The sequence below is a fragment of the Lysinibacillus pakistanensis genome (genome assembly GCF_030123245.1).
Lineage (GTDB): Bacteria > Bacillota > Bacilli > Bacillales_A > Planococcaceae > Lysinibacillus > Lysinibacillus pakistanensis.
The window spans coordinates 2,548,795-2,566,819 of sequence record NZ_CP126101.1; the positions used below are offsets into that span (position 1 = coordinate 2,548,795).

At 32.7% G+C, this 18,025-nt stretch carries 22 protein-coding genes; 13 read left to right on the plus strand and 9 right to left on the minus strand.

Going from position 1 to position 18,025, the window contains the following annotated elements:
* Positions 1-226 precede the first annotated feature (226 nt).
* Entirely contained in the window at positions 227-1,042 is an 816-nt protein-coding gene (locus QNH24_RS12535; RefSeq protein WP_283872592.1) for a S16 family serine protease, read from the plus strand.
* A gap of 502 nt (positions 1,043-1,544) precedes the next feature.
* Here QNH24_RS12535 and QNH24_RS12540 read toward each other — a convergent pair.
* On the minus strand, positions 1,545-1,778 hold the full coding sequence (locus QNH24_RS12540) for a DUF3923 family protein (RefSeq protein WP_283872822.1): 234 nt from the start codon (positions 1,776-1,778) through the stop codon (positions 1,545-1,547).
* 466 nt (positions 1,779-2,244) lie between these two features.
* On the opposite strand from QNH24_RS12540, the gene QNH24_RS12545 reads away from it, so the two are divergent.
* A complete protein-coding gene (locus tag QNH24_RS12545; protein ID WP_283872594.1) occupies positions 2,245-2,718 on the plus strand; it encodes a GNAT family N-acetyltransferase in 474 nt (157 codons plus the stop codon).
* 401 nt (positions 2,719-3,119) lie between these two features.
* On the opposite strand, the gene QNH24_RS12550 is transcribed toward QNH24_RS12545, so the two are convergent.
* Positions 3,120-3,557: a VOC family protein gene (locus QNH24_RS12550; protein ID WP_283872595.1), complete on the minus strand. Its 438-nt coding sequence runs from the start codon at positions 3,555-3,557 to the stop codon at positions 3,120-3,122.
* Between the two features lie 355 nt (positions 3,558-3,912).
* Between QNH24_RS12550 and QNH24_RS12555 the strand changes: the two genes are divergently transcribed.
* From QNH24_RS12555 to QNH24_RS12575, 5 genes are all read left to right on the plus strand, one after another.
* Positions 3,913-4,092: a hypothetical protein gene (locus QNH24_RS12555; protein WP_054771516.1), complete on the plus strand. Its 180-nt coding sequence runs from the start codon at positions 3,913-3,915 to the stop codon at positions 4,090-4,092.
* A 297-nt stretch (positions 4,093-4,389) separates the two neighbouring features.
* Entirely contained in the window at positions 4,390-4,932 is a 543-nt protein-coding gene (locus tag QNH24_RS12560; RefSeq protein ID WP_283872596.1) for a hypothetical protein, read from the plus strand.
* 89 nt (positions 4,933-5,021) lie between these two features.
* Complete coding sequence (locus tag QNH24_RS12565; protein WP_283872597.1) at positions 5,022-5,345, plus strand: hypothetical protein; 324 nt, start codon at positions 5,022-5,024, stop codon at positions 5,343-5,345.
* 205 nt (positions 5,346-5,550) lie between these two features.
* The gene (locus QNH24_RS12570; protein WP_283872824.1) at positions 5,551-5,940 is read left to right on the plus strand and encodes a YidH family protein; all 390 of its coding nucleotides are present in this window, start codon (positions 5,551-5,553) and stop codon (positions 5,938-5,940) included.
* Positions 5,941-6,331: 391 nt separating this feature from the next.
* Positions 6,332-6,538, plus strand: coding sequence for a hypothetical protein (locus tag QNH24_RS12575; protein WP_283872598.1), 207 nt, complete (start codon positions 6,332-6,334; stop codon positions 6,536-6,538).
* Positions 6,539-7,102: 564 nt separating this feature from the next.
* Here QNH24_RS12575 and QNH24_RS12580 read toward each other — a convergent pair.
* The gene (locus QNH24_RS12580) at positions 7,103-7,525 is read right to left on the minus strand and encodes a hypothetical protein (RefSeq protein WP_054771518.1); all 423 of its coding nucleotides are present in this window, start codon (positions 7,523-7,525) and stop codon (positions 7,103-7,105) included.
* Positions 7,526-8,064: 539 nt separating this feature from the next.
* On the opposite strand from QNH24_RS12580, the gene QNH24_RS12585 reads away from it, so the two are divergent.
* Positions 8,065-8,475 (plus strand): hypothetical protein, encoded by a 411-nt coding sequence (locus tag QNH24_RS12585; protein ID WP_283872599.1) that lies wholly within the window; start codon positions 8,065-8,067, stop codon positions 8,473-8,475.
* A gap of 57 nt (positions 8,476-8,532) precedes the next feature.
* On the opposite strand, the gene QNH24_RS12590 is transcribed toward QNH24_RS12585, so the two are convergent.
* Positions 8,533-9,498, minus strand: a complete 966-nt coding sequence (locus QNH24_RS12590) for a S66 family peptidase (protein ID WP_283872826.1) — start codon at positions 9,496-9,498, stop codon at positions 8,533-8,535.
* Positions 9,498-10,232 (minus strand): HAD-IIB family hydrolase, encoded by a 735-nt coding sequence (locus QNH24_RS12595; RefSeq protein ID WP_283872600.1) that lies wholly within the window; start codon positions 10,230-10,232, stop codon positions 9,498-9,500. The genes QNH24_RS12590 and QNH24_RS12595 overlap by 1 nt, the downstream gene beginning before the upstream one ends.
* A 71-nt stretch (positions 10,233-10,303) precedes the next feature.
* Here QNH24_RS12595 and QNH24_RS12600 point away from each other — a divergent pair, with 71 nt between their 5' ends.
* Complete coding sequence (locus tag QNH24_RS12600) at positions 10,304-10,966, plus strand: Crp/Fnr family transcriptional regulator (RefSeq protein ID WP_283872602.1); 663 nt, start codon at positions 10,304-10,306, stop codon at positions 10,964-10,966.
* A 227-nt stretch (positions 10,967-11,193) separates the two neighbouring features.
* Here QNH24_RS12600 and QNH24_RS12605 read toward each other — a convergent pair whose 3' ends face one another.
* Together QNH24_RS12605 and QNH24_RS12610 are read right to left on the minus strand one after the other, a co-directional pair.
* Entirely contained in the window at positions 11,194-12,390 is a 1,197-nt protein-coding gene (locus tag QNH24_RS12605; protein WP_283872603.1) for a serine hydrolase domain-containing protein, read from the minus strand.
* A gap of 53 nt (positions 12,391-12,443) precedes the next feature.
* Positions 12,444-12,878, minus strand: a complete 435-nt coding sequence (locus QNH24_RS12610; protein ID WP_283872605.1) for a MarR family winged helix-turn-helix transcriptional regulator — start codon at positions 12,876-12,878, stop codon at positions 12,444-12,446.
* Between the two features lie 360 nt (positions 12,879-13,238).
* Between QNH24_RS12610 and QNH24_RS12615 the strand changes: the two genes are divergently transcribed.
* The 4 genes from QNH24_RS12615 (at position 13,239) to QNH24_RS12630 (ending at position 15,825) form a co-directional block, all read left to right on the plus strand.
* The gene (locus QNH24_RS12615; protein WP_283872606.1) at positions 13,239-13,754 is read left to right on the plus strand and encodes a DUF6773 family protein; all 516 of its coding nucleotides are present in this window, start codon (positions 13,239-13,241) and stop codon (positions 13,752-13,754) included.
* 5 nt (positions 13,755-13,759) lie between these two features.
* Positions 13,760-13,954 carry a helix-turn-helix transcriptional regulator gene (locus tag QNH24_RS12620; RefSeq protein WP_054771536.1) on the plus strand — a complete coding sequence of 65 codons (195 nt, stop codon included), beginning with the start codon at positions 13,760-13,762 and terminating at the stop codon, positions 13,952-13,954.
* Between the two features lie 585 nt (positions 13,955-14,539).
* Positions 14,540-15,448 carry a group II intron reverse transcriptase/maturase gene (gene ltrA / locus QNH24_RS12625; protein ID WP_283868744.1) on the plus strand — a complete coding sequence of 303 codons (909 nt, stop codon included), beginning with the start codon at positions 14,540-14,542 and terminating at the stop codon, positions 15,446-15,448.
* A gap of 20 nt (positions 15,449-15,468) precedes the next feature.
* A complete protein-coding gene (locus tag QNH24_RS12630) occupies positions 15,469-15,825 on the plus strand; it encodes a group II intron maturase-specific domain-containing protein (protein WP_283872730.1) in 357 nt (118 codons plus the stop codon).
* Positions 15,826-15,931: 106 nt separating this feature from the next.
* On the opposite strand, the gene QNH24_RS12635 is transcribed toward QNH24_RS12630, so the two are convergent.
* Both QNH24_RS12635 and QNH24_RS12640 read right to left on the minus strand, forming a co-directional pair.
* Positions 15,932-17,308 carry an MATE family efflux transporter gene (locus tag QNH24_RS12635; protein WP_283872609.1) on the minus strand — a complete coding sequence of 459 codons (1,377 nt, stop codon included), beginning with the start codon at positions 17,306-17,308 and terminating at the stop codon, positions 15,932-15,934.
* Positions 17,309-17,333: 25 nt separating this feature from the next.
* A complete protein-coding gene (locus QNH24_RS12640; RefSeq protein WP_283872610.1) occupies positions 17,334-17,813 on the minus strand; it encodes a DUF6530 family protein in 480 nt (159 codons plus the stop codon).
* Between the last annotated feature and the right edge of the window lie 212 nt (positions 17,814-18,025).

Genomic DNA, 18,025 nt, shown 5'->3' on the forward strand with positions numbered 1-18,025 from the left:
GAGAAATGACTTATTTTGAGTATAAGATTATCGAATAAGAAGGATTCTCGGAATATTTCTGGAATAAATAGACTGAGATGTGGAGTTAAATTTATGGTTCTAAAGTTATGGAAATAACCGAAAATTAAAGTTAGGGAGTGAATAAATTATTTTTAATCGTAAAAAAAATTTACCTTATTTCGTGACTATCTTTTTAATATTTCTCTATTATGGTGTAGTTTTATTTTTGTATCTACAAGATGTAATTGGTGGAATTTCTTTTGTTGCTATACTATTGATTAGTTTTATCATCTTATTAATTGTTCGCATCTTACTTAGAAAAAAAATAAATTATAAAAGAAAAATCACGCTCGCTACTTGCATTATGTTCTTGCTGTTTTGTTTCGAAATACCTCTTATATTTTATGAAGGAACTTCGCATGTTGCATACATATATACAGAACCATTACATGCCAAAGGTACTGAAATCTATTTAATAGGGGTAAATAGAGTAGATTTTCAATTTATGGAGAGTATTCAATCCGTTGAAGATCTTTTAAATAAACAGCAAGTTCCTTTTTTAAATGTGGCTGAAAATACGAATTTAGTTCTTTATGAGAGCAAAAATCGGCAAATATTAAAGTGGCTTCATCTTCAGAAAAGTGAAGTAGATCAAATGAAAGAAAACGTAAATCATTATCTAGGTAAAGAAGATGTAAGGATTAATGAATTTTTTAATCAGGATAATATTGGTGGAAATAGTGCAGGGTTAGGACTAGCATTAACAGGACTCATTCTACAAGGCGATTTGCAAAACAACGTATCAGTTGCAGTGACTGGGGCAATAAGCGAAACTGGTGACGTATTACCAATAGGGGTACTAAAAGAAAAAATTCTAATCGCAGAAAAATACGGTTTACCCTTCATGATTATTCCCTCTAAAAATGCAGAAGAAGCAGCACAAATTCAAAAGGAGCAAAAAATCCACATGAAAATTTTGGATGTGGCTCATATCGATGAAGCTGTTCAACTAATTAGTGAGATGAACGATAAAACTAAATGAAAGAAATTTTCGAAAAGATTATAATTTATGTGCGAGAAAGGATAGTTCCTAAATTGCAATTTTAATCAATTTTTTCGTAGTCGTAATTAAATAGTTCCTATTCTGTATATAAAGAGAAAGACCACTCCGTGATGGGTGGTCTTAAATGATAAAAAATCAACCGACTTAACCGACTAAAAACCGACCAAATCATGATTTTTAAAGATTATATATGATTATTCGTGAGGATTAACGAAAGTTTGCAGACAATAAAATACTGTTATATCAAGCTTTTGTCCAGTCATGATTTATCATGATAGCACGGATACTTCAAATAGGTCACTTGCTTTTATTTTCTCATGCTCAATGTGACATTAACAATTGAATTTGTTTAACCATCATCTTTTTCTTTCCAAAGCCTGCTAACCTATAGTTTCTGCTATTCTGTGGAAAATATTGGTAATATAGATACAAAAAAAGCCACTTATTTAAGTGGCATACACAAAAACAAAAAAACGTTGAGTCATGATAATATTTTTGTTAAATTTTTCTTTGTACTTTTTCTAACAAAATAAAGAAAAATCAATTGAAATAGTAAAACAACTAAAACAGCAATACCCAAAATAACGAATGTTATCATTTTAATTTCAGGTGTTTGAACTACACCTGCTCCATCAATATTTCTTGCACCAACAAATACTGCAAGAGCACTGAAAATTAATATCCATACAATATTTGTGGCCCACCATATTCTCATTCCCAAAATGAACATCTCCTTCCTTCTTGCTTGCAGCTTCCTTTAATGGTTTAATTATATCAATTTAACCTATTATTAGGAACATGCTATAGGCTGTGTTATTTCTCAGCCTTGAGACTGATTGACTAATTAAATGAACAAAAAAACAGACAACTTTGTTAGTTATTTGTTTTATATTTCAGACCATCTTCTCATACAAAATTCGCCTCAAATTTAGCTCTCAATATCATCATCTGTGGAGGACGAACTGCGTTAGAGAATGTCCAGTGCCATTCTATAATTGGTTAAATGAAAGTGATAGTCTTCCACAATCAAATAGTGCATGGTGAACCATCGTTAGATAATTGTTTGGAATGGTGAATGGAAATAATTGTTCAAGATGAGGTATTATTAAACTAACTAATATAAAATTGTTTTAATGTTAATATTAGTTTAAATAAATTTTTACATAAATGGGAGGATTAAAATGGAAATTCGTTCAGTTAAAGGTTCAGACTACTATGTAATTTCACCTCTGATTAACGAGTGGTGGGGTGGCAGGAATATGTCTGATAAGCTACCAAAATTATTCTTCGACCATTTTGCACAAACAAGTTTCATTGCAGAAAAGGATGGTAAACTTGTGGGTTTTCTAATAGGATTCCTTTCTCAAACTCATTCAAATGAGGCGTATATTCATTTCGTTGGAGTTCATCCTGAATACAGAAAGCATAATATTGGAAAACATTTATACAATAAATTTTTTAATGTAGTAAAGCATAATAATCGAAGTATTGTTCGTTGTGTAACGTCACCTGTCAATAAAGTTTCGATTGCCTATCATACCAAACTGGGTTTTGAAATTGAAGATGGAGATAGAATTATTGAAGGCCTATCATTAAATACAGACTATGACGGACCGAATCAAGACAGAGTTTTATTTGTAAAGAAATTAGATTAAAACTAACAGTGGCTTAACTGAAACAACAAAAAGACCAGTGTTATGGGGACTAGGGTATTAAAACAGGTGACTTTTGGTGACCAAAAAGTGACCAACAGATGATTGAATGTGATTTTTAATGAAAAATTATGATTGATGGTGACACATTTCAAGATAATAAATACCGTTAAATCAACACTTTAATAACTCTTGATTTTCAATAATAGCGGTGACAATTCAATGATATGATGGTTGTTGCGTTAGAGGTCTGCTATTCAAGAGTAGTTGATATAACAACGGTTTCAGCAAATATAAAACACCGTAAATAAGAGCAACCGACCAAAACCTGACATTTTTTATAAAATGGGGTTGAAATAGTCGGTTGCTTTTTATTTTAATTTCCTAGGTTCTATCAATACGAACTATTCTTTTCTATCAAATTTTCCTTTAACATTTTCAATTACACAATCAAAGCTTTTATTAGAATCGATACTCTCTGTTATTGTGAAAATATATCCATCTGGATCTTTTATAGTTAATTCTTTTGCATTCCATGGTGTAACGGTTGGTTCTTGAATAATACTTGTTTTGTTTTCCAGCGCAGATTGATAAATATTATGAATATTATGAGAGAATAAATTAATAATTACTGAACTAGAAGCGTTGACCTTTTCATCCTTGATTAACATCAAATCTTGGTACTTTTCCCCTCTTAAATGTGTCATTGATACTGTTCCTTTATCGTCAGGAAAATCAAACACTGAATGAAAATCTAATACGTTTTTATACCAGACTTTCGATTTTTCAATATTTTTCACTTTTAACTTTACAAATAAAGGCATTTGATAAAATTCATGCATTTTCGTTTCCTCCTTTAGGTTTATACAAATAACCATAAGGGTTTACGAGACGTTAAAGTCAACAACAAAAAACAGACAACTTTGTTTGTTATCTGTTTCACAATCTGTATTGGAATGTTTCCCTTGTTTGATTAGTTCCTCAAATGCTTCTTAATTTCCTCAATGTATAACCAGCTTCCTTAAATTTTGGGTTGTTTGTTCGAATCTGTTCATTTAGTTATTTGTGAAAAATCAAAAGAGCCGTATTTGTAGGAGCGAATATGATGTGATTAACCCGTGAAAATGGTCATAGTTAGTAAATTAGCAGGGAATCCTTTCCTTTTGTCGAATTAATGCAGAGAAAGGAGTGAATTTTATGGCAAAGCCAAAATGTCCTGAATGTAAAATTGAGGGATTAGAACACATAGTATCTGAAGATAGTAATGAAGAGTCTGAAGATGGACAACCGTGGTTTAATGTTGCTTTTTGTAATAACTGTGGGCATGTATATGGTATTTTTAACAAATATTCGCTTAATCCTTTTGATTTTGACTAATTTGAAGTTCTAGAAACCTCAACTTTTGGTTTTTAAAAATTATAAACGTTATAAAATCAGCACCTTCCACATAAATCAACTAACGAACAAAGGAGTTCTATGGCTGGCCATATTAAATGATTGCTTTCGTTTACCTAGTAATTTTGAAGTTGAAATAAATTAAAAAAATGGAAGAATACCGCTAAGACATTTAATCTAAAAAATAGGACTTAAATCAGTAAACAGGGCGTGGGGATAAAAAGCATATTTTCTATTCTGTTGGAGAAAATATTCCTAAAAGATTTAGGAGCGATAAAATTGAACAAAAACATTTTCTTACTATTATTGTTATTAATTTATATACCCATTAATGACACTGTAGATGCAAAATCAAAAGATTCTCCACAACCACTTGAAGAATTTCTTCCTGAAATAGGATATAAAACTGTAGAATCTGCGTTAAAAGATTTTGAACAACATTATAAAAAAGAATTTAAGCTTCCACTTAGAGTACCACCAATAAGTTTTACTCATTATTTTGGAAGATTTAATGATTTTGATGGTTCATTTGAAGTAACAATGTTAAATGACCGACTTCCTCAAAATCATTTTAAAATTGATGTTCGTCCAATTCAGTATAAAATCCCCTTTGAAAAGTATATTTCAAATGCGTTTAAGTTGAAAGATGGAAGTGATGCAGCATATATAGACAATCCGAAATTTGGATTTAATATGTTGGTCTTTGAAAGAGATAATTGGCAGTATGTGTTTAGTATTGATCAAGATGTTTCTGATAAAGTAACATCTGACGAACTTATCGAAATAGCAAATTCTATAGATTATCCAAATAAAAAATATTAATTAAATTAAAGATAAAGGAATAACTATCTAAATGGAACGTTAACAGTGCATTTTGGTTAAAAGGGAATAAATTCGAGAAGAGGTAGAAAATGAGGTACATTATCATATTGTCCATTATAATGGTACCGTTATTTATTTTAATCAGTTGTAAGGAGAAAGATGGCGATTTGGTAGGAGCTAGTGTGACATCAGATGAAGCTAACGCAATAGCTATGAATAATTATAATCTTTCTACAATCAATAATGTTGAATTAAGACATTTAAGCGATGAGGAATTTGACAATATCCCCTTTGAAGAAGCAAAAGATAAAACACCTGTTTATTTTGTAATTAAAGGAATTGATAAAAATAAAAAAGAGGTAATTGTATTCGTAAATTCAAATGAAAAAAGATTTAATTATATCAAATATTGATTAGGTTGGTTCACTACAGAAATTTCTGTGCTAACGGTGCGTAAGAAGATTTTCACTTTGGATTCTGACAATAATTCTGTAATTTTATGAAGGGGTAATTTTGATTAATGCCAAAAAGGTTTTTTAGGCTGGATAATTCCCCATAAATTTATATAAAGTGTTAGTATTTATAAACATGATTTTATAGAGGTAGTAGGTGTTACAGATGTCAAATAACCCGCTAGAACAAGAAGTAGGAAGTAAGCAATTAAAGTATGCTCAGCAACATTTAGCCAATGAAAGAACATATTTAGCGTGGATTAGAACAGCAATTTCAATATTAGGTGTTGCTTTCTTAGCAACAAGTTTACACTTTGCTATTGGGACTGTTTGGAATTTTTGGGTGGATTTTTTATCAGCAATCATTGGTTTGTTGGCATGTCTATTTGGATTATTAATTATATTCACAGCTACAATGAATTATTCTGCAAAAAGAAAACAAATATTAAATGAAGCGTTTATACCTTCTAATAGACATATTGTTTGGATATCTTATTTTTTAATTGTATTGATTTTGATGGTAATAATCTACTTTATTATGATTAGTTTATCTTAGGTAAAAGTTTTTGAGTAATTCATTATATGATAGCTATTTTTCATAAATCTTATTTCAAGGGTTAAAGGGATTTTTTGGAAATAAAGCAAGCGACAAGGCGTTTTCGTTAGAATAGGTCACTTTATTAACTCCTAAGTATTTATGAAAGTTTTTTGATGGGATCCCAATAGGTGGGTTAATGAAATGAGCGCAGACAGTTAACATCAAAAGTGGCGGTAAATTACCATTGAATTGTAAGATGTGGTAATGGTAGGATATAATTTAGATTGGCAATATGCTAATAGCTATTTGAACAATAGAGACGGTTATGAATAATGCTATAATCTTGTTTATTAGTAAATGAACTTTCGCAAAGTATTTAAATGGTCTACCTAAGGAGGGGGGTTACTTAATGAAGCTTTTAGATAATAATTTTTTTATTTTTATTTTGGCTTTTGTAGTTGCTATTGCGTTTGTCAACCAGCCTGTGGTTATTGATTTTAAAGGTATAATTTATTTTTCCACTTATATGGTTATTTTAATCTTAGCTGGATTCGTTACAATTAAGTTTTTATTTAAAATCTATGATATCGCTATTTTAAAATTAAGTAAGAACTGAAGTTTATTCTTTGCTGTCAAAATCAACTTGTAATGAAGTGATTCTAAAAAGATAGACTCTGTTTCACTAGGCAGTTGATTTAGTTCAAGTATAGTGTGCTGAACCCTAAAAGATCTAACTCTTTTATGTGGAATATAGCAATTAAATTAAAGAATAATTTAAAGGAGTCCGCCATAAGAAAGACTAAAGTGACGTCTTAGGATTTAGTTAGTAGGAAGAAAAAACGTCTATTTTAACAATGGAACAGCTCGATGAACAATATTATCTTCGAACTGTTCCTGAAATTCCAACGTTGTTCCAAATACAGTTACACCATTAGAAGCTGCTAAAATAATCAATATGAGACCCTTCACTATTTCGTTTGTTGGCTCCGGTTAAATGATTTGATTCGAGTATTATTGGTGTCGGTTCTTGGGGCTGACGCAAAGTGCGAATACAACAAAAACATTAGATGGAGATAGGAAACTGGTGATTTATGTAAGTGGGACTTAAGCAATTCTATCATATTTGTTGAAATGTTGAAATATACACATTACTGATAAGGTCTAGTTTTGTTCTTGGCTTTTATATAAATAATGTAAATTTCTTTTGCACACTATTTACGTATTCTTCAATTTTCCTCTCATTAACTCCTAGTTCGGCGAGGATCTTTTTTAGCCCCTGGGGACCTTCACCTTGATAACCAGAAGAGAATCCACCTTTTACAACTATTCGACCATCTACTCCATTAAAGGCTGTTTCATAACCATATATTTCATTTATATATCTATGATCAATAGATTTAATTTTCCCGATTAATTCAATTGTTTTTCTAACAGCAGTTATCGCTTCTTTTGTATGGACATCTTCAATCGTGATATTCATAGTATTATTCCTTTCAGACAAATCTTGTTTAATCTTGTTAAAGGCATTTTCATAAGCATTTCTAATCTCTTCGATGTTATACTTTTGATTGAATAATGCAGTGCTTTTTTCTAAAGTAACCAACGACTATCTACCTCTTCTTAAGATAAAATTTCCTTTTCATGGATATAAATGTATCACATTATTTTATAATAAAAAATAGACAATTAGCTTATATTTTTAATTCGCAATAAAGACTATATTCTTATTTTATTCTAATACAAAGGATGCAGAAGAGTGTATTTACATTGATTAAAAGCGATAAGAAAACAATTTTTTTAGAAAGGCATTTATGAAGTACTGTAATAATTGTAAAAATTATTTTGATAGCATAGTCAAATAACTTTAGTGCTATAGTATTTTTTGTTGCGCATTTTATTCATGTTGAGGTTCATTTTTTAAGGAGATGGAAATAAGATACTAGGAAGGAAATACTATTATAATTATTTTAAAAACGGAAAGATTGTACCTAGGTCAATATAGAAAAGAGGACATAAACCCAATTCATTCTATTTTTCCTGGAGCCATAACAATGGACTATTCCAGCGCAATTTTGGTTTCGTGAAAAAAAAGAAATCCTTTAGATTCAGTAAAAATCATTATTTATGCAGGGGTGGTTAAGAATGAAAAAATTTAGAGGTATGATTTTAGTAGGGCTTTTAGGAATAATCCTTTCAGCATGTTCTGATAAAGAAGACCAACTAACAAGAATAGATGTTCAAAAAGTAAATGAAGAAGGAAACTATGAAGACATTCAGATAATAGCTGATAAAGAAAAGATAAATTTTGTAGAAAAATCTTTAGATAATGTGAGGTGGGAACCGCAAACAGAAGTAAATTTGCTAAAAAAAGAAGATGCTTTAGTTACTGCCTTTTATACGTATGATGAAAATATGCCTGAACGCCTTAATGAATATAAAATTTGGTTTGAAGAAAATGATACCGTAACAATTATTAGTAATAAAGAAGATGAAGGCTATGGAAGGTTAGATAAAGAAAATGCTCAAAATCTTCAAAACATCTTATTCAATTAACCTTAAATACTATGACCTCCTATAAATTTTGGACAGGAGGTCATTGTTTTCCTTTGATTAAAAAGTATTTAGTTTTAATTTAAAATCTTGTGTATCGATACTGATAGTGCCCCCGATAGGTAATGTCATAATAGGCTGTGTATGACCGAAATCCAAATCATAGATTACAGGAATATTTTGTAATTGCGGATGTTTATCTAAAATGAAATGAAGTTGTTCTTCTGTCATGTTGGACACTTTTTGAAAACGTCCAATTAATAAACCTTTTATACCTTCGCTAACTTGCAATAAAGAGGTTAAATCTCTTGCGAACAACTCAGGTATTATTAATTCATCATCTTCCACATATAAAATGCAATCTTTTAAATGGGGTATGTACTCTGTTCCATGCAATAAATTAAGTGTACATAGATTTCCGCCAAATAGCGTTCCTGTAGTACTTCCTTTTGAATAAATTTTCCATTTTGTTTCTTCGTAAACACGATTTTCTTGGTCTAAAAACCATAAATCATCACTCCATTTTGCTGATGGCTGTAATAAGTATGACTCTTCGTTCATCAAACAATTTTTAAAGAAGGTCGTTTGATAATCTTGTAGCCCTGTCATTTGAAAACTTGAAAAGTGTGGGCCTGAATATGTGATAAAATTACATTTCGCTGTAATGGCATTTGCAAGTGCCGTAATATCACTAAAACCGCATAGTATTTTTGGATTTGCTTTTAGTAATTCATAATCTATATAAGGAAGTAATTCATTACTATTAAAACCACCAATTACCGTCAAAATTCCCTTTACATTTTTATCTGAAAAAGCATCATGCAGATCCTCAATGCGTTGTTCAATTGAGGAAGAACTTTGTAGATCACAGACTTCAACATGCTTTCCAAAGGTCACTTTTAATCCTAATTGTTCAAGACGCTTCTTTGCTAACTGGATACCATCCTCAGATAATATTTTTATACTGCGGCTAGGTGCAATAACTCGAATTTCATCACCTTGTTTTAATTTCATTGGTATTCTCATCATTTTATTCCTCCAAAATTTTTAATGATTTTCCTAATTGTAGCAGGAATTTCTGCTCTATTAATCGTTTCAGTAGCATAGCGGTGGACATCATGATTTCCAATGCAAACACTATGAATGGCATGTTCAAATAAACATTGATCATTACTGTCATTTCCAAACGCAATAAATTCATCAATCTTTAATTTATGAAGCCCCTTCACTTTATTCACACCAAGTGGACTAATATCAATTGCATGTTCATTTTTATATGCTACAACTGAAACAGGTAATTTTAATACCTCTTGTAGCACCTCTTCTGATGGGTGAAACAGGATCAGCTTACATATTTGTTGCAATTCAGCAATATCGCGATTCTTAGCTCTTGTTTTATCAATATGTATGTAAACTGGGTGGTTGGTATCTCCTGTAAACGCATAATCCCAATCACTATCAGCTAAATAAGTTAATTGATTTGAGCGAATACAAGCGAAAAGCTGTTGTAAAATATCACTTTTGAAATATTCTACTTGAATTTTCCCACATTCAAACGTGAAAGCTCCGTTTCCGCCAATCATGGGCAATTGTCGAAACTGCTCAGGTAAGACTGGTAGTAGATCACGAATAGGTCTGGCAGAAGCAAAGACAATTTCATGCTTAGCTTTTAATAATTCATCGAAAACTTCACAAATAGACACATCAATTGTTTTTCCATCGAAACAAATAGTTCCATCAATATCAAATACAAATTTCATATCATCAGCTCCTGGTTCGAGTATAATGTATAGTAAGAATATTTAGAAGGACAGATGTCCCGGAGGTAACAATGCAGTTCGAAACATTTACTCAAATTTATGGTTATACCTTTCAAAGGGAGTTCAAAAAGAATGTAGAAATCCGTAGGTATGACTCAAATGACTATATTTTAAAAGTGGGAGAAGCTATCGCTGGTCTCTATTTTTTATTAGAAGGGAAATATTATGTTTCTAGTCCTGAAATCACAGGAAAGGAATTGTTATTAAGATACTGCCAAAAGCCTGCCATTATGGGGGATGTTGAAATCTTTCAAAACTGCTTGGTTCAGTCAAATTGTATAGCTGCTGAGACATGTCTTTTGCTATTTGTACCGTATGCTCTCTATGAACAACATTTAAAACATGACAGTGCATTTACACAAATGCTTTTACAAGAGCTGGCATATAAACTTCGGACATGCACGATATCCTCTAGAGTGAACGCTCTTTCCTCTGTTTCTACACGTTTAGCTGCGTATTTATGTACAATTGAATCGACTTCACTTTTTAAGCAATATATTATGACAAACACACTGGATGAGGTGGCTTCACTTATAGGTACAACAAAAAGACATTTAAATCGGGTATTAAAGCAGTGGTCAGATGAAGGAATTATTCAGCGGAAAGAAGAAATGATTCAAATTATCAACTGGAGTAAAATTGAGGAGATTTCAGAAAATGTACGATTTGAATAAGTTGTAGAATTATATTTACAGAAAATGTTCACTAACAAAGAAGACCATTGTTTAAGCCCTGCACCCAAAAAGTTTGATTTTTGACTCTAACTTTTTGGGTGCAGCAGCTTATTATGAGAAACAAGGGCTTTTTATTTTTGGCATGAAATTTGGTTTGATTACAAATATCGAATTAACCGTTATTCTAATAAATGCTCTTTAATAGAAGCACAACTTTTATGACTATATCAATTGACTTTTTGATAAGGTACTTCAACTCCTTCATCGATAAATAATTGATTCTCAACATCTACATAACTCATCGTATTGCGTACCCAATAATACGATTCATCTATTTTATAAAGTGGCACAGACAACTGATGTTCAAATGAAATCATAAATTGCCTATCCTTTATGATTGTAAATCTTGTGTTAAGTTCATCTGCTAATTCATATTGACCTGTAATATCATCCTCATTAGAGAGCGCTAAAATTTCTATATGTTTTGGTGCGTCTACAGAATATTGTATTCCCATTATGTAATTCATAATTTCTTGTTCATATTGGGGAAACACTTCTTGATTCGTTGCTAAAACAACAATATCCTTAGTGGATGTATTAATAAAAGCTTGCGCTGAACAACCGAACCATCCACCTGTATGACCAACCCAGTCATCTTGAATGATAAAACCATAACTATAATGCTCAGCGACTTCTGTTGATGTTAACATGGATTTCATACTCTCTTTGCTAATGTACCGACCTTGCAAAAATGCTTTTAAAAACATTGCTACCTCTGCCACTGTCGCATAAATACCACCGTCACCATATACATTATTATATTTTTCACTTTTGTTTAAGTATGGGTCATTATTTGCCTTTTTATATCGTTGCTCCTCATAATCATACATATGACCTTGTGCTTCGTATTGTCTTTTAGGCTGTGTTGTTGTACTAGTCAGATTTAATGGTCTTGCAATATATTGTTGTAAACATATTTCATACGATGAGCCGCTGACTTTTTCAATAATTTTAGCAAGTAAAACATAATTCGTATTGCTATAAGACCAATGCTCATTCTGTGTATGTTGTGGTAGTGCCATTTCAACAAATGTTTCAACACTTATTATAAAATCTTCTGTAATATATTCTGGAATACCAGATGTGTGTGTAAGTAAGTGTGCAACTGTTACATTTGTAAAATGAGGTACGTTAAACCATTTTGAAATTTTATCTTCTAATTGTAGCTGTCCTTTCTCAATTAGCTGAAATGTCATTACTGCTGTATACATTTTACTTAACGATGCTAGATTAAATTGTGAATTTCTAGAAATAGGATGTTGTTCTGAGATATCTTGATAACCAAGATAATACTGCTGGATTTGTCCATGTTTCTCATAATAAACTGCACCATTAAACGAGATGTTTTTAAGTAAATCTTCCACTTGTTAACCTCCTAAATAAATTAGATATCTAACATATTAGATATGAAGAAATTTTATAATTCCTTCATCGCTATCCTCCTTAATTTTCCAACAATGCGTTCTAATTCGTCTAACTCTTTTGATGAAAGTTTGCTGTAAATTTTATCTGCGATCTGCTGTTCAACATAATCTTGCTTCGAAAAATACTCTAATCCATTTTCAGCTAACGTTATAAATACTTCACGGCGATTTTGTAGATTAATTTCTCGTTTGATATATTTATTCTTTTCCAACTTCGCTATTAATTGGCTAACTGCGCTAGAGCTAATATTCATTTCAATCGCAATTTCACCCACCGTAATACGTTTTGCTAAATATACAATATCTAATACAACGGCTTGTTGTGTTGTAATGCCGCTATTTAGATATTGCTTATAATGTTTATATATCAAACGGTTTATCATATATTCTGCTTCATTAATACGCTTAACCTGTTCATATAAGGACAAAAAATCACCTACTAATATGTTAGATATCTAATATATTAACAAGTGATTTGTCATACGTCAATCTTATATAAAAAATGTCATAAAATCAGGTATGTTTACTAATTATACAAGAGGTAAAAAGTCTGTCATTCAGTGGTAATATCTTGTCACTCAATGGTACAAAATATGTTGTTGTGGTAAAAATCTCCAGACGTAATCACCTGTTTTTTGTTGAAGTAATTGTGTAAGTCATTGGAGTTTGCTACAGGCTATTTTAAGAAATTTTCTTAAAAAGTTAATTATAATAATCTTATTGCAATGTATATATTGCATAATGACAAATATAGTGTATAATAGAATTATAAAATAGGGGGGATGAAAATGATCTGGAACTCGAAACATTTGGATGAACGTGTGAAAAACCTGCAAAACAAAATCTATAAAGAAATCTATGTGATTGTTATTATTGCCTGCATAATATCCATCATATATAAATTTACGACAATGGAAATGTCCTTACAAAATGTAACAACAGAATGGCTCATAATTTTAATCACATCTATTTATTATTTTATAAGATCGGCTTTTCTTGGCATTTTTACTGATGAAGTGGAGCTACACGATAGTAAGCATAAAGTTAAATTAAGTACTAAATATATTATACTTGGTGTTGCGATGGGAATGTTTTTTGCCATTATTTTAGGTATTAACAGTGCATTTAACTACGCAGATAGTACTCAAGAAGCCATCTATTTTTTCTTTCTTGTATTCTTTGTTTCATTGTTTATGTATGCACTATTCTTTGCAGGATTTTTAATGTTGATGTATGCAGCTGCTAAAAAGAAGAGTGATAAAGTCGTGCAACATATTTTAGAAGAGAAAGATAGCAAGTGGTGAAAAGTGTGAAAAACATACGTTTGAAAATGGCTCGAACAGAGCATGATCTTTCACAGGGAGAGTTGGCGGAAATAGTAGGTGTTACTCGCCAAACAATTGGTTTAATTGAATTAGGTAAATATAATCCGACTTTAAATTTATGTATTGCCATATGTAAAACATTAAATAAAACCCTAGATGAATTGTTCTGGGAAGAGTAAGCGTTGTCGTGTACATTATCAAACAAACCAGGGACTCATAAGGAGCCCTGGTTTTTCATTTGTGTGCCCGGCATGCGCAACAACTAGGTGGTGAAAGTCCACTACAGACTTGGCAGTAGGAACTGTTAGCAAAAGACAAGGGTGTCCATGGTGACATGGAATCTGAAGGAAGTCGGACGCAAAATCTCGAACTGACGAACAGAAATCAGATACAAGGCTGACTTGGGATGGATGAGCTTGCAAATCAAAGTAAAGTCCAATACTGCCCGAATCCCATACAGTAAATCTGGCAGTTACATGAGAGGAAAGTGGTTGTGCTTACCCGGGGAGATCTCTTGAGGGTTATTGAATTAACAATCAGATTAGTGATAATCGGATGAATCAAGAGAAGTCAGCAGAGGTCATAGTAGCTTTCTAACGAAAGTAAAGGACTGAACAATCTTAAATCTTGAATGAACAAGGAGGTGAAGACATCCCGACAAAACACAGAAAACATCGAGGTAAAGACCAAAAGATGGCTACTTATAGAGGGTTAAGCTGGAAGTGAAAGAGTATATAAGAGTGTGTAGGGATGTAGACATGGAAATGAAGAAACAAGATGGTATCCATTTAATCGATAGAATCGTTACCAACGGCAATTTATGGAGAGCTTATAAAAAGGTAAAAGAAAATGGAGGGGCTCCGGGCGTAGATGGAATAACAGTTCACGAACTAAAATCTCACCTGCGGAAACATTTTGAGCCACTCAAAATCAAGCTAAGAGATGGCACTTACCAACCGCAACCAGTGAAAAGGGTGGCTATTCCAAAATCGGATGGCACGAAGAGATATTTAGGGATTCCTTGCGTACTCGACCGGGTAGTCCAACAAGCGATTCTACAAGTAATTGATCCAATCATTGATCCGCATTTTTCAAAGAAAAGTTTCGGCTTCCGGAAAGGAAGAAACGCACATCAAGCAATCGAACTCGCCGAACAATACTATCAAGAAGGATATCGAACGGTGGTGGACTGTGATTTAAAAAGCTATTTTGATACAATCCATCACCAACGACTAAGAGCGTATCTAGAAGAATTCATTACAGATAAGATTGTCCTCAAACTCATTTGGAAATTCTTACGTTCAGGTATTCTTGATAAAGATACTTACGTTGAAACAACGGAGGGAGCTCCGCAAGGTGGTCCGCTGTCTCCTATTCTAGCAAATGTTTACTTAAATAAACTAGATAGAGAACTGGAAAAACGAGGACATCGTTTTATCCGATACGCGGATGACTTTGTGATATACGTGAAAACGCCTAGAGCGGGAGAACGTGTCATGGCAAGTGTGAAGAAATATATCGAAGAAAATTTAGGTCTAACGATTAATGAAAAGAAAAGTAAAGTATGCGGTGCAACAAGCGCTACATTCCTAGGTTTTAACATACAAAACTTAAAGGGAAAGTTGGATGCCGACCGAGTAAATCTGCTAAACAACGATTCAAAGATAAATTAAGAAAATTAACGAATCGAAAAATAGCAGGAACGTTTGAAGAGATTGCGAAAAGAATCAATCAAACAACGGTTGGATGGATTAATTACTATGGAATTGCCAATATGAAAGCCTTCATAAAAGAAACACAAGGTTGGTTAAACCATCGATTGCGTCAACTCATCTTGAAGAGATGGAAGAAACCAAAAACGAAATATGCGAAACTACGTCAATATGGAATTGACCATGATGATGCGATGAAAATAGCCTATTCGAGAAAAGGGTATTGGCGACTATCGAGAAACGAGATTATCCATCGAGCGATAACAAATGAAAAGCTCACAAAGTGGGGATTGAAAGATATAACCCAGCTTTATGAGCTCAGATACTTAAGGGATTGAACCGCCGTATACGGAACCGTACGTACGGTGGTGTGAGAGGTCGACTAGTCAATTAATGGCTAGTCTCCTACTCGATTTTCTTGATAGGGTAATGGTGAATATTGGATTAATCGCTTAGCATTGCTTTTAAAGTTCGTTTTTGCCAGCCTAGCTTGAAATATGCATACTGTAACACAAAATGTACGCAGAAGGTAACAGGGTAGGCTAACCAGACACCATTTAACTCGAGTGAAGTGTGATGTGATAGTATAAACGCTAATGGCACCTCAACAACCCAAATGGCAATAACTAAGAAGATGGTTGGCCATAAAACTACTCCTGTAGCTCTCATCGTAGCTGAAACTGTTTGTGTATGTCCAAAAATTAAATAGCTCCAAAATGTAATATATAAATAATCCTTAGCGATTAGCACAGTATTATGTGAATCTATAAATAAAGATAGGATAGGCTCCGCAAATAAATACATGATTAAAATAATGAGGCCGCCTAAAATATAGTTAATACGCACACCTAAGAGACGGATTTTTTTGATCATTTCCGTAGAGTTTGCACCTAGAGCTTGGGCAACAAATACTGAGGTTGCAATCGCTATACTCATCGCTGGTACTTGTGCATAGCTCGCTACCTGATTAACCACACCATAGGCAGCAGTAGCATCTGAGCCATAGACATTTACAAAGCCAATAACTGCAATTTCCGCTACAGAAATTGCCACCATACTAATACTTGATGGAATCGCTAGTTTTAATAAGGAAACTAAGATGTCTTTCTTTAATTTGAAATGCTTTAAAATTGATTTGTCTAAACGCAGTAAATGCTTTGTTTTGTGCAGGTATCCTAGTAATAATAGCATCGTTACAAGATTGGATAAAACAGAAGCATAGGCAGCGCCATTTAAGCCAAACTTAGGCAGTCCTAACCAACCAAATACTAACGGAGGAAGAAATGCGATATTTAAAACTACACTGATTACTAAAAATAAAAAGGGTGTTTTTGAATCGCCAACACCGCGCATAAAGGTTGTATACACAAAATACCAAAACATAATTGGAAGTGTGAAAAATAATATTTGGGCATAGCTAATACTCGGCTCTAATATGTTGGCGGGTGTTTGCATAAAGCGTAAAATCCATTCTATGAAAAACCCTCCGAAAATGGCAACAGCAATTGATAATATTGTCGTAAAGGCGAGGGTTACCCCGACAACCTCCTTCATTTTCTCATGATTGCCAGCTCCGTAAGTTTGCCCAACCAAAATTGAGCTCCCTGAGCCAATGCCAATCGCAAATGCCATTAAAAAGAAGAAAAATGGAAAAAATGCAGAAATTGCTGCTAGTGCATCGACACCTAAATTGCGTCCAACAATAAACATCCCAAATACCTGTCCTAATGATTGCAAGACATTCGCTAGCATAACAGGAATTAAAAAGTTGAAGAAAGATTTTTGTAGTTTTTTATCATCTTGTAGTAGCTGTTCGTTCATTATGTTATCTCCTTAAGTCATGACATTAATAGCCCATATCCTTTAAAATACGTGATAGTGTGCGTAAACGTTCTCCAATAAGTTCACCATTATCACTCAATGCTTGTTGAAAGAGCTGAATATCCTCATTAATTTGTTCATTTTCTGTGCATACTTCCACTGTCATGGCATCACCTTGTAAGCCAACACGTTTAAGTACTGGGTTGTTTTCGTCATATAAATTTTCATAGCGATAAGCATCCTTAAAATAAAGCTGGGCTTCACACACTAAAATAGCGAGGTCAAGTACACGATGAAGAGGAAGTTCCTCCGATTGGCGAGACCATTTACCACCAGTATGACGCCACACCTTGGCAGAAATATCAACCTTCCCTCGATCGTTCCATTGAGCTAAGCCAAGTGATAGGCCCTGTGCATCAGTATGATAGGCAGTACGTCCATCAATATTGGCGTAATTTTCAGCCACAATAACTGGTTTATGTTTTAAATGCGTAGGTATTTTCATTTGTTAAAACTCCTTATTCATTTATATTTAGTAATTTAGTAAATTACTGCGTTAGTAAATATAGCATTGGATAAATGATAAGTCAATTATTTATAGGTCTGAAATCATCTAAATTCAGTTCGAAATAAAAGGTAATAAATGGAAAATATTTTAAATTTCTTAGAGGGGTTCTAGTAAAAATGGGAAGGTATCACAGCATTAAAAAAGACAAC